Below are 11,129 nucleotides of genomic sequence, written 5' to 3'. Positions count from 1 at the left end.
TGCGCCTTTGAATGAGATTGTCACAGTCTGCTCCTGTCATTTAGAGCATGCGCTAGCAAAACTAAGCTTGACCTGACAGGTGGGAACAAAGTTTGCGACAGAACCCATGCTCGGGTCAACAACTTGGCAATACCCAAGAAACCGTTTCCCAAAAATTATCGTGTCGCAATCCCCATACCTGCTTTACGTGCAAAAACAGACTATTTTGATCGTTACTTTCGTCATGCCATCAAATTTCAATTAAACTTGATAAGTATCGCTTATCAAATGTGATTGATTTCCCGCCGATTTGCGCGCAGAGTGGCCGCCATGTCACCCGTGTTCTCGCGTCACATATTGCAAATTGCAATCTCGAGCCAGAATCGAGGCTCCTACCGTGACCTGAACGTACGAACCCGGACAAGACGCCGTGATGTTAGGCCCCGACAGCACTCCGCGAAACCGACTGTTCCAGAACCAACGTTAATGGCTGACTCCACATGCCTCGACCTCAAGCCCCTGCCCCGCCGGTTTCAGGTCACAGCTTCAAGGCAAGAAGACATATGGCAGGAATCCACTGCTGAGAACGCCCTGGCATTTGCGACAAGACAACGGCGCCGGATTCGACCGGCGCCTTTTCTCAGACCTTCAAACCAAACCTTACCCGTGGGTAAGATCGTCTTCCTCGGGAAGAGCATCGATGAAAGCAGCTATTGCCGCCTCAAGTTTGCTGCGATCAACACGCGTAAAGTCCAAATCATATCTCAACTCAATTCGACCACTGGATGCCGAGCACTTGGCGATCCCTGCCCGCCCTGATACCTGAAACGTGGTCTTTGCACGTCGTGGTTTATCGGCGCTTTCAACCGGAGCCTTCTTCGCCACGCTTGTTTCCGGCGCGCCCAGAAATGACCTGAGGATAGCAACCTCACGCGCTCCGTCACGGTCCGGCTCGCTCATGACCGCAGCACTCACCTGGCGCACCAAACCGGGCGTTGCATCCAGTTTGCGCTTCAGCTCTACGCCTACGTTGCGCGGAACGTCGTTCGGATGTTTCAGAACCTTGTCCAACATCATCAGCAAACTGGCAAATGACCTAATGTAACTCCGCTTTGTGTAACTGGCGGATTTGAACAGCGTGGACACCGCCTTGTCTACATCCGGGCAATCATTTGCCGGGTCCTCGGCATACGCGCGTGCCAAAGCACCCATTTCCGCAAACGAGATATCCTTGCGGATCAGGTTCTCATCCACCATGCGCCGGTAGCTGCTGTCGAGATCGCCCGCCTCTGAAATTCCCGCTGGAATTCCGGCATAGGACTCATCGCCCGTTTCTTCATATAACGCCCGATAGGCAGACAGGCGCCGCATCCCCTGGATCAGTTCAAATCGTCCATCTGAGCGTCGCTCAAGTCGGATGGGGTTGGACAATCCAATTTCCTGAATTGACGCTTTTAGCTCGTCCAGTTCCGGATCCGGCCCTGGTTTGCGATCCCGCGTCAGCTTTTCAAACAGAATGTCATCCAGTGCTACGCGTTCGGTCACAAGACCTTCGGAACGCAGGCGCACAAGTTCATGCGCAAGACGATCGTTTTCTGCGCGAATGGTTTCTTCCGTCGATTGCTGGTCGCGCAGCGCATCGGCATTTTCCGAAATGGCCGCAGCCATCGGGCCCCGCCGCTTTTCAAGAACCTTGTCCGGAACCTTGCCGACAGGAATGTCATCCATTGCAGGCAGGTCGATATCAAACATTCTGCGCTTGCGGCTCATGCGTCATCCTCCAGCTTGTCCCAGGCAGACAGCATCACTCCCCGGAATTCTTCGTAAACATTGTCGAATGTCGAGCGGGCCCGACGCCAGGTTTCACGGGTCATCTCTCGGTAATCCATCTCGTAAACCGAGCTCAGAAAACGGCCGGATTGTTCGACCGCGCGGGTCATTTCAACAGGGTGCTGGGCGACGTGGTCTCCGAAAACCTTCTGAAACGCGTCGAACATCGCCAGATGCAACGCGTTTCCGGGCTCGTACCGTGTAAGCAGGAATCGCAGCTCGCAGAAGGTTTTGGGAAGACCAATCTTACCCGTGGGTAAGGTTTTGTCGAACCCGTAGGCCAGGTCCTCCAACGCTTCTGCCAGCTGACCTATAAAGGACGTGGTCGAGTCGTATTCCCAGTATCCCGGTCCGGACGGGATGTACAACATGTCTGCCGCGAACACCGCGTTCATGGACTGATACCCAATGGCCGGCGGGCAATCGAACAGAATCAGGTCATAGGCGTCGTCGGGAATTTGATCCAGATACCGGGACACTGCGGCAAAGAAAGACCATTCAGGGTTCAAGTGGCGATACTGTGCCGAGGCAAATTCGACGAAGGCTGCGTTCGCGCAGGAAGGGATCGCATCGATGGTGGACCAAGACGTCCGTCTGATGAAATCGCTGATCCGCAGATCTCCAAGCCCCATATCGGTGATCGCCGGGGGCAATTCCCGGCGGGGCAGGGCGGTGCCGGACTCGGCCGCGGCAGGCCGGTTGTTCATGCGCTCGGTCTCGCGGATCAGGTCACGCGCCATGATCCCCCAGACAGTGTAATCCTCGGCGACATCGGTCAGGCCCATTGAATGGCTCAGCGTGGCCTGCGGGTCGAAGTCAACGACAAGAACACGGTACCCATCAAGCGCGGCGGCATGCGCAAGATGCAATGCCACCGTTGACTTGCCCGCCCCGCCCTTGAAGTTCGCCACGGCTGCACGAATAGCCCGCTTGCCCTCGGGACGCGGCGGCATGAGGGACTTGCGGTTCACCTTGAGCCGCCGCCGCAACTCATTCACCTCTTCCAGGCTGAACCAGCGCTGCCGCCCCTCGGGCTCAACCTCGCCTCCGGGCAGAGACGGATCAGCGGCCAGCTTTCCGCGAAAGGTTGACTGGTTGACCCGGAAGATCAGCTCGGACACTTCCCAGCTCGAAAACCGGCGGAGTGTCTTCTCCATCTCCGGGCTAAAGGTCTGCTGACGAATCCACCCCTGGAGTTTGAGAGATTGATTGCGCAATGCATTCAGGTCTTCGTGCGTGTACATGCCTCATGTCTCTTTGTTTGGAACGTAAATTTATGTTCGTTTCTTATTTACGCCCGATTTGCGCTTTACGCAAAAGAAAATATGATGAAACTCAAATCTTACCCGTGGGTAAGAAAACAAGGCCCTGCAAGGCCATCGCCGATTCGGCAGTGCAGAAGAAGAAGGGTGACGATTCGCAAAACGTCCTCAACCGTATTTAGGGGGGCATTCTTCCAGGACCGGCGACATATAGGGGGACATAACAGGCAAATAAGGGGTCATACAGAATGTCCCCCATCACCAATACTTCACCAGATTTCTTTTATTTTTTGATCTGGATTGGCGCAATTTTCTGACCTGTTTCAGACTCTTCTTGACAGAATCGAAGCTTTGGACGCTAATTAGGCCAAGATGACGAAAAGCGTTGGCAAACAGCGCAAGAACGGCGGGACACACCCGTCTGAGGCAGACAGAGCGGTGAGAACGGGTATGCAGCTGGCTAAACCGGTCGGGCGAAACGCGGCGGCCTTGAAATACGATATACTTTCTGCGCTCACCATATATGCGTTGTCAGGCGACAAGCATCGGCAACGCAGCGTACTTCGTATCATCGCATTGATTACGACACGATATAACTGGCGAAACAACGAAGTATCGATTGGGCGCGAAGAAATTTCGCGCCTTTGGTCAGTGAATGAAAGGACTGTAAAGCGCGAAATGGCCAGATTTCGCGCATTAGGTTGGGTAACGGTCAAACGGCCTGCTGCACGGGGTCGGGTCGCGGTCTATGAAATCGACCTCAAACAGATCATGATCGATACACAGGAGGTCTGGTCGATCATAGGTTCCGATTTCCAGGCCCGGATGAGCGAGGATTCCGAACCCGTTACAAATGTCGTGCCTTTCGCGGCAAAACCCCCGGGGCCTGAAATCAACACCCCCGAAGCCAAGCCCGAGGATGTCTGGTCGCAGGTGCAATCAATCCTTCACGGGCGCGATCCCGAGTTGTGGGCAAGTTGGTTCCAGCATCTGTCCGAGTCGGAAAGGGCAGGGGGGCGCGTCATTTTGGTTGCCCCCTCGCGGTTCATGGCTGATTACATTGCACAGAAGTGGACGGCACGTTTGCTGGCCGCCTATAGCCGCGTCGATCCCAGTATCAGAACGGTTCATGTAAACGCAGCCGATTGAGGCTGTCAGGTGCGCAGCACGGCCCAGCAAAGGATGCATCATGATCAACCGAAATTTTCAACCATTTCGGGTCGAACAGTTCCTGTCCGAGACGGAACACGGGGTGGTCTTCAATTTCTCGGAAAGCGGCGTTCATCCCATGTCGTTGCAGGGATTGGTAGAACTGGCCGGGATTGATCTCGGCGCTCTGCTGAAGACGATGATCGACTATCCGCAAGTCAATGGAAAGCAATCCCTGCGCGACACCGTCGCAGGCTTGTATCCGGGGGCCTCGGCAGATGGGGTATTGGTCACGGTCGGCGCAACCGAAGCGAACACTCTGGTGGCCAACACCTTGTTGGAGCCCGGCGACAATGTTGTGTGTTTCCGACCGACCTATGAACAGATTTCAGGAAACGCCGCCAATCTAGGCAACGAAGTGCGTTGGGTAGATCTGATCGAATCCGAAGAGTGGGCCATAGACGCAGAGGCGCTTGAGCGGGCGGTCGATGACAGGACCCGCATCATCCATGTGGTGAACCCGAACAATCCAACGGGCCGTATTCTGACCGAAGCGGATCGCGCCCGTATCGTTTCGGCTGCCGAGCGCGTTGGCGCCTGGATCGTTTCAGACGAGGTTTATGCCGGAACCGAGCGGGAAGGTGACACAGAAACCCCTTCGTTCTGGGGAAGTACGGACAGGGTTCTTGTGGTGAATTCCATGTCCAAGGCCTATGGGCTTCCGGGGCTGAGGCTGGGATGGCTGGTTGGGCCCGAAGACATCATTCAGCACTGTTGGCGGCGGCACGAATATGCCTCGATCGCGGCATCCATGTTGTCGATGGAGCTGGCGGACAATGCGCTTGCCGAACCGGCACGGTCCAAGTTGAAGGCCCGCGCGCGCCGTCTGATCCGCACGGGGTTCGACGTTCTGACGGAAGAACTGGCGCGGCATCAGGGGGTGTTTTCCGTTGTACCACCTCAGGCGTCGGCCATGTCGTTCGTGCGGTTCAATCTACCGATCGCATCCGAGGCGTTCAGCATGCGCCTGTTGCGCGAAAAAGATGTGCTGGTCATTCCGGGGTCACGGTTCGGGGTCGAGAACCATTTTCGGTTCAGCTCGGCCCTGCCCGAAGATCATCTGCGCAACGGGTTGGCAAAGTTGAATGATCTTACAGGAGACATCCTGAACGGACGCTGAGTGTTTGCCGCCGAACTGGTGCGAGTGGTTCGGTGACATTTCTTTTGCCTTTTTCATACGTGTCGATAGGCTTCGCAAATGGAAGATTCACCTGTGCTTTCCGCCGAAAAACCGCCGCTGGATCACCTGGTCGGGGCCGCAGTGAAAACGCATCGCGCGCTGGCCGGATTGACTCTGGCCGAACTGTCTCAGCGGTCCGGCGTGTCCACGGCGATGATTTCCAAGATCGAGCGCGGTCAGGTGTCAGCCTCACTGGCGACACTTGAGGCCTTGGCCGGCGGAATCGGCGTTCCGCTGATCAACTTCTTTGCCGGCACGGTCGAACGCACGGATGTGTCATTTGTGGCTGCGGGTGAAGGTGTATCCGTGCAACGGTTGGGCACCGGTTTCGGGCACAGTTATAAGCTGATCGGTCGGGCGGAAGCGAAACATGTCAGTTTCGAGAGTTTCAGCGTTACATTGGAAGGTCCGCTGGACGAACGCCCGCTTTACCAACATCAGGGTGTAGAATTCATCCACGTCACCGCCGGCGAGATGGTCTATGGCTGCGGTGAAGCCGCTTATCACATGCGGCCGGGCGACAGTCTGAGTTTTGATTCAAACGCCACTCATGGGCCGTTGGAGTTGAAAACTGACACGGTCAGCTTTGTCACCGTGGTTGCCAAGGCCGTGTCGGGCGACAACTGAAAAACGCCCGGCGACCGGGCCGGGCGTTTGGGAATCAAGGTGATCCGAGAAGAGTCAGAGACCCCATTTCTTGCGGTTTTCCTCGAAGAACCCTTGCGCCTTTTTGACTTCGATCCAGTTGTTTACATAGTTGATCCACACCTGATCGGCCTGTGGCAGGATCATCGCGATGGGTGACGGCGAACGCGGGCCTGCGTTCTTCACGCGTACCACCGGAAATTTCGCCTCGAGGGTCGAACCTTCGATGTTCGACGTAATGAAGACATCCGCGCGTCCTGCGATTACTTCCTGAAAACCGCGGGCCGGGGCCTCGACCACCTTGATTTCTGCGTTCGGGAACCATTCGCGGACGCGCTTTTCGAACGTTGTGCCCAGGGTGGTCGCGACTTTTACTCCGGGCTGGTTGATCGAGTCATAACCGTCGAATTGGTCGGCCTTGTCCTTGGTCGTATAGGGGAAGAGTTCCACCGAAATATAGCTGTCGGAAAAGCCCGCGACCTTCATGCGCGGTGGCGAAATCGATGCCGATCCGGTCAGGTGATACTTGCCTGCCACCACACCGTTGACCAGTGTTTTCCAGTCGGTGGGGACATATTCGACCTCGACCCCCAGATCGGCGGCCAACTCGTTCATGATGTCGATGTCGTACCCTTTGTAGCTGTTGGTTGCAGGGTCGCGGAGCGACATGGGATTCCAATCGCCCGTGGTGCCCACCTTGAGCACGCCGGAATCCAGCACCTCGTTCAGTGCAGATTGCGCCTGCGCAGCGCCTGACAAGACAAGTCCAAGCGCAGCGGCTGCCGCAGCTTTCCAAAATGTGTTCATCGGTTTCTCCCGTTGGTGGCATTTCTACCTTGTGGCCGTATTCTTCATTGATTTAAGCCCAAAGGGAAAGATAACCTCAAGAAAATATTATACTGGGACTAAAAACAGGGGCAGTTCATCTTATGCCAGACGCCGCAATCGAACTTGTGGGCGTGAACAAGTGGTTCGACACGTTTCACGTTCTCAAGGACATCAATCTGACGGTCAACAGCGGCGAAAAGGTGGTGATTTGCGGGCCTTCCGGGTCAGGAAAATCCACCGTTGTGCGATGTATCAACCAGTTGGAAAAACATCAGAAAGGAACCATCCGCGTAGACGGGATCGAGTTGACGGATGACGAGAAATCCGTGGCCAGGATCCGGTCCGAGGTTGGAATGGTGTTCCAGCAGTTCAACCTGTTCCCGCATCTGACCGTTTTGGAAAACCTGACTTTGGGCCCGATCAAGGCGCGCGGTCTCGGCCGCAAAGAGGCAGAGGAAAAAGCACGTCACTATCTGGACCGGGTGCACATTCCCGATCAGGCCGACAAAAAGCCCATTCAGTTGTCGGGTGGTCAGCAGCAACGCGTCGCCATCGCCCGGTCGCTGTGCATGGAGCCGCGTGTGCTGCTGTTTGACGAGCCGACCTCGGCACTGGACCCCGAGATGATCTCGGAAGTGTTGGACGTGATGGTCGAGTTGGCCAATGAGGGGATGACCATGGTGGTTGTCACGCATGAGATGGGGTTTGCCCGAAAGGTGGCCGACAAGATGATCTTCATGGATGCCGGTGAAATCGTCGAAGAAGGCAACCCCGAACATTTCTTCACCAATCCTCAGTCCGATCGGTGTCGCAAATTCCTGTCCCAGATCCTGCAACACTGAGAGCGGCCGATGAAAAAACTTCTTCTCATATTGCCTCTGCTTCTGCTGGCAGGCTGTTCGTCGTCACAGACCTGGGGCTGGTACGTTATCGATCCGACCACGGCCTCGGGGTGGACCAATGTGAAATTCCTGATCTCGGGGATGGGCGCGACGATCCAGATTTCCCTGATCGCCGCCGTTCTGTCGATCGTCATCGGATTGCTGGTCGCCCTGCCGGGATTGTCCGAAAAACGTGGCTGGCGGGTTGTGAACCGGGTTTACGTGGAGTTCATCCGCGCCATTCCCCTGTTGCCGATGCTGTTCTGGGTGTTTTACGGCTTGCCCATCGTGTTTCAGTCGATGGGTCTGAACATCCCCATCGATCCCTTTTGGGGGGCAATCATAACGCTGGCGATTTCAGACAGCGCCTTTACGGCCGAGATCTATCGCGCAGGTATTCAATCCATTGCGCGTGGACAACGCGAGGCGGCGCAGACCATCGGGCTGAACTATGTGCAGACCATGCGCTATGTGATCCTGCCGCAGGCGATCCGGCGCATTCTGCCGCCTTTGGCAAACCAGTTCATCTACATCGTCAAGATGAGCGCCTTTGCCAGCGTCATCGGGATGCAGGAACTGACCCGCCGCGCGAATGAACTGGTGGTGACGGAATACCGCCCGCTGGAAATCTATACCCTGCTGATTTTCGAATACCTGATTCTGGTTTTGATCATCTCAGCCGGAGTGCGCTGGCTGGAGCGTCGCATGGGCGCGGACGAGCGCGGATAAGGAGTGAAGAAATGAACTGGAAAGATTTCATGGCCGAGACCGAGGCCAATATCGGAACCTACTCGAAAGAAGTGCCGGAAACCGTGCGCGGCTTTGGCATCATGGGCAAGGCGGCCAAGACTGACGGGGCGCTGAGCGAGAAAACCAAAGAGTTCATGGCGCTCGGCATTGCGATCGCGACCCGCTGCGACAGCTGCATCGGATTCCACGTGCGTTCGCTGGTTCGGCTGGGCGCCAACCGCGAAGAAATGTGCGAGGCGTTGGCCATGGCCACCTATATGGGCGGGGGGCCGTCCTATGCCTACAGCGCCAAGGCGCTCAAGGCTTTTGATGAGTTTTCGGAGTAAGAAACATGCGTCCTGATCTGGCCGGAGCAGAGGGGTTTATTCGCAACAACTGGTACGTCGCCGGACGGTCCGAGGATTTTGGCCGCAGCCTGAGCGCCGTGCGAATGTTGGGCGATGAGATCGTAATCTATCGTGACACAGCGGGCAAAGCGATCGCGTTGGAGGATGCTTGCCCGCATAGAAAGCTGCCGCTGTCTCGGGGCACCATCGAAGGGGATCATGTGGTTTGCGGCTATCACGGTCTGACATTCGGCTGCGGCGGTGAATGTGTCAGCGCCCCGACACAGCTGGACAATCCTCCGCGCCGCGCCGCCGTGCATGCATACCCGGCCGAAGACCGCTGGGGATTTCTTTGGCTCTGGATGGGGGATTCGGACAAAGCCAGCACAGACGATATCATCGACATCCCCAATTTCGACAACCCGTCTTGGGCCAGGACCCGGACCGGTGCGATGGAGATGGCGTGCCACTACCTTTACATTATCGATAACCTGCTGGATCCAAGCCATGTGGCCTGGGTGCATCTGACCTCGTTTGCCGGGGCGGGAACCGACAACCGCCCGCTGGATCTTGAAGAAACCGAAAGCGGCGTCACTGTTTCGCGCTGGATCGCGGATGAACCCGCGCCGCCCTACTATGCGCCGATACTGCCGTTCGGGCCAAGCTGCGACCGCAAGCAGCATTACGAATGCCGTCTGCCGTCCACTGCGATCAACATGTCCATTTACACTCCGGCCGGAGAAGGAGGGGCGGACCGGCCGATGTCGCCCAATGCCTTTGTCAATATTTCGTACAACTTCATCACACCGGTAGATGCGGAAACATCTCGGTATTTCTGGTTCCAGCACCGCAACATGCACGCGGATGACACAGCCATGTCGCAGCGCATGTTCGAAGGCGCGGTCATGGCTTTCAACGAGGACAAAGAGGTTCTGGAACACGTTCAAACCGGCATGGCGCGGCGCAAGACCGGCTATATCAACCTCGGGCTGGACGCAGGCGCGATGCGGTTTCGCGCACGGGTTGCAAAGCTGATCGCGCAGCAGGCCGGCTGATCATCAGGCCGACAAGCGCCCGTTCGCGCCCTGGCCCACGTGTCGGGCCGGGGCGTCGAACACCGCTTTGATGCAGGGATACCGGTCGAGAATTTCAGCCCCACCGGGCAACAGATCGGCCCGGAGAACACCGGCATCCCAGATCGCAACGCCATCCACCCGGATCGTCGGGTCCAGAACGTTCAGCGAAATCTCACCCGGCGCGTAATGCCCGCATGTGTGAAAGTGCAGCAGACGCGGATTGCCAAAGGCCGACCCGCTCCAACGTTCAAAATTGCTTCGGGCCGGGGTCGTGTAGGCGCAGCCCGGGTGGATGCCTGCGTGCCAGGAATGCATGGTCAGGGGGTCAAGGTCGAACATCTTGCCGACTTTTTCGTAATGCATCTGCGCGCAATGCACATCCATGGGATGGCCCTCAAAGCCGGTCAGGCGGTTGTTTTCGAACCGTATGGTCAGCGGTTCGCGCAGATCACAGCCGTATGGTTCGTAGAATTTCGAACCGGTGCCGACCAGAAACCCGTCCTGAACCAGCACTCCGGAAAACCCCTGCACGGGAACCGGGGCAAAGACCGACATCGGAAAACGCGCCACGCTGACATCCGCGGCACCTGCTGGGGGGAAGGCGGCGCCGGGGCCAGCGAAGTCGGTGCCCAATGGGCAGGTTACGTGGATGTGCCCGGCACTGGCCAGCAGCCGGTTGACCGCGTTTTTCAGTTCAACGAACCCGGTGTAGTTGGCGCGCCCAAAACCCGAGGCCAGCATTCCGGCGTCCAGCGCATATGACATGATGGGTCGAACGTCCCTCATTCCCGCGTCGAAACGAATCTGATCGCCGGTGCGGGACAGAAACAAGGTGCGATCCGCCGTTTCCATCGCCGTTTTCAGATCCGCTGGCAGCGATGCACCCATGGGATCAAATGCAAGGCTTCGAACTGCGGTCTTGATCCGGTTTTCCCGGGCGCAGTCCACGATAGCCTCGGTGATCTCGGCATCGTAATACCCGTTGGCCGCATCTTCGCAGACCACAAGCAACTGGTCGCCCGCCGTCAGGCCAGCGCATCTGAACAACAGGTTTTCGGCACCCGCCATAAGCTCTGGACTGTGCATTCGCGTCGATCCTCAACAAATCCCTCGCGCTGATATTTTACATCTTTCACGTTTCTGTGATCCAGAAAAATTTCACC

At 56.8% G+C, this 11,129-nt stretch carries 11 protein-coding genes; 7 read left to right on the top strand and 4 right to left on the bottom strand.

What is annotated here, in order from left to right; all coding sequences use genetic code 11:
- Positions 1 to 639: 639 nt before the first annotated feature.
- Positions 640 to 1,749 (bottom strand): ParB N-terminal domain-containing protein, encoded by a 1,110-nt coding sequence (locus GS605_RS16240; protein ID WP_171724647.1) that lies wholly within the window; start codon positions 1,747 to 1,749, stop codon positions 640 to 642.
- Positions 1,746 to 3,053, bottom strand: a complete 1,308-nt coding sequence (locus tag GS605_RS16235; protein ID WP_171118234.1) for an AAA family ATPase — start codon at positions 3,051 to 3,053, stop codon at positions 1,746 to 1,748. Before GS605_RS16235 ends, GS605_RS16240 begins: the two co-directional genes overlap by 4 nt.
- A 696-nt stretch (positions 3,054 to 3,749) precedes the next feature.
- On the opposite strand from GS605_RS16235, the gene GS605_RS16230 reads away from it, so the two are divergent.
- From GS605_RS16230 to GS605_RS16220, 3 genes are all read left to right on the top strand, one after another.
- On the top strand, positions 3,750 to 4,220 hold the full coding sequence (locus tag GS605_RS16230) for a DnaA N-terminal domain-containing protein (protein ID WP_253283328.1): 471 nt from the start codon (positions 3,750 to 3,752) through the stop codon (positions 4,218 to 4,220).
- Positions 4,221 to 4,260: 40 nt separating this feature from the next.
- Positions 4,261 to 5,400 carry an aminotransferase class I/II-fold pyridoxal phosphate-dependent enzyme gene (locus GS605_RS16225; protein ID WP_171724645.1) on the top strand — a complete coding sequence of 380 codons (1,140 nt, stop codon included), beginning with the start codon at positions 4,261 to 4,263 and terminating at the stop codon, positions 5,398 to 5,400.
- 78 nt (positions 5,401 to 5,478) lie between these two features.
- Positions 5,479 to 6,087 (top strand): helix-turn-helix domain-containing protein, encoded by a 609-nt coding sequence (locus GS605_RS16220; protein ID WP_171724644.1) that lies wholly within the window; start codon positions 5,479 to 5,481, stop codon positions 6,085 to 6,087.
- A gap of 54 nt (positions 6,088 to 6,141) precedes the next feature.
- Here the strand turns inward: GS605_RS16220 and GS605_RS16215 are convergent, their stop codons facing one another.
- On the bottom strand, positions 6,142 to 6,912 hold the full coding sequence (locus GS605_RS16215; RefSeq protein ID WP_171636582.1) for a transporter substrate-binding domain-containing protein: 771 nt from the start codon (positions 6,910 to 6,912) through the stop codon (positions 6,142 to 6,144).
- Between the two features lie 122 nt (positions 6,913 to 7,034).
- Between GS605_RS16215 and GS605_RS16210 the strand changes: the two genes are divergently transcribed.
- From GS605_RS16210 to GS605_RS16195, 4 genes are read left to right on the top strand one after another with little or no spacing between them, the layout of a single operon-like run.
- Complete coding sequence (locus GS605_RS16210) at positions 7,035 to 7,775, top strand: amino acid ABC transporter ATP-binding protein (protein WP_171614720.1); 741 nt, start codon at positions 7,035 to 7,037, stop codon at positions 7,773 to 7,775.
- Between the two features lie 9 nt (positions 7,776 to 7,784).
- On the top strand, positions 7,785 to 8,543 hold the full coding sequence (locus GS605_RS16205; protein ID WP_171118222.1) for an amino acid ABC transporter permease: 759 nt from the start codon (positions 7,785 to 7,787) through the stop codon (positions 8,541 to 8,543).
- Between the two features lie 11 nt (positions 8,544 to 8,554).
- Positions 8,555 to 8,890 (top strand): carboxymuconolactone decarboxylase family protein, encoded by a 336-nt coding sequence (locus GS605_RS16200; RefSeq protein WP_171724643.1) that lies wholly within the window; start codon positions 8,555 to 8,557, stop codon positions 8,888 to 8,890.
- Between the two features lie 5 nt (positions 8,891 to 8,895).
- Positions 8,896 to 9,945: an aromatic ring-hydroxylating dioxygenase subunit alpha gene (locus GS605_RS16195; protein WP_171724642.1), complete on the top strand. Its 1,050-nt coding sequence runs from the start codon at positions 8,896 to 8,898 to the stop codon at positions 9,943 to 9,945.
- 3 nt (positions 9,946 to 9,948) lie between these two features.
- Here GS605_RS16195 and GS605_RS16190 read toward each other — a convergent pair whose 3' ends face one another.
- Positions 9,949 to 11,052 carry a hypothetical protein gene (locus tag GS605_RS16190; RefSeq protein WP_171724641.1) on the bottom strand — a complete coding sequence of 368 codons (1,104 nt, stop codon included), beginning with the start codon at positions 11,050 to 11,052 and terminating at the stop codon, positions 9,949 to 9,951.
- Positions 11,053 to 11,129 lie beyond the last annotated feature (77 nt).

It is taken from the genome of Ruegeria sp. HKCCD7559 (assembly GCF_013110575.1).
Taxonomy (GTDB): Bacteria; Pseudomonadota; Alphaproteobacteria; order Rhodobacterales; family Rhodobacteraceae; genus Ruegeria.
The sequence above is the reverse complement of the archived record's forward strand: the minus strand, read 5'-3'. Positions and strand labels throughout refer to the sequence as shown.

What these genes read in the sequence shown, in the direction of transcription:
- GS605_RS16240 (WP_171724647.1), bottom strand. Translation starts at nt 1,749, where the DNA reads ATGAGCCGCAAGCGCAGAATGTTTGATATCGACCTGCCTGCAATGGAT.
- GS605_RS16235 (WP_171118234.1), bottom strand. Translation starts at nt 3,053, where the DNA reads ATGTACACGCACGAAGACCTGAATGCATTGCGCAATCAATCTCTCAAA.
- GS605_RS16230 (WP_253283328.1), top strand. Translation starts at nt 3,750, where the DNA reads ATGGCCAGATTTCGCGCATTAGGTTGGGTAACGGTCAAACGGCCTGCT.
- GS605_RS16225 (WP_171724645.1), top strand. Translation starts at nt 4,261, where the DNA reads ATGATCAACCGAAATTTTCAACCATTTCGGGTCGAACAGTTCCTGTCC.
- GS605_RS16220 (WP_171724644.1), top strand. Translation starts at nt 5,479, where the DNA reads ATGGAAGATTCACCTGTGCTTTCCGCCGAAAAACCGCCGCTGGATCAC.
- GS605_RS16215 (WP_171636582.1), bottom strand. Translation starts at nt 6,912, where the DNA reads ATGAACACATTTTGGAAAGCTGCGGCAGCCGCTGCGCTTGGACTTGTC.
- GS605_RS16210 (WP_171614720.1), top strand. Translation starts at nt 7,035, where the DNA reads ATGCCAGACGCCGCAATCGAACTTGTGGGCGTGAACAAGTGGTTCGAC.
- GS605_RS16205 (WP_171118222.1), top strand. Translation starts at nt 7,785, where the DNA reads ATGAAAAAACTTCTTCTCATATTGCCTCTGCTTCTGCTGGCAGGCTGT.
- GS605_RS16200 (WP_171724643.1), top strand. Translation starts at nt 8,555, where the DNA reads ATGAACTGGAAAGATTTCATGGCCGAGACCGAGGCCAATATCGGAACC.
- GS605_RS16195 (WP_171724642.1), top strand. Translation starts at nt 8,896, where the DNA reads ATGCGTCCTGATCTGGCCGGAGCAGAGGGGTTTATTCGCAACAACTGG.
- GS605_RS16190 (WP_171724641.1), bottom strand. Translation starts at nt 11,052, where the DNA reads ATGCACAGTCCAGAGCTTATGGCGGGTGCCGAAAACCTGTTGTTCAGA.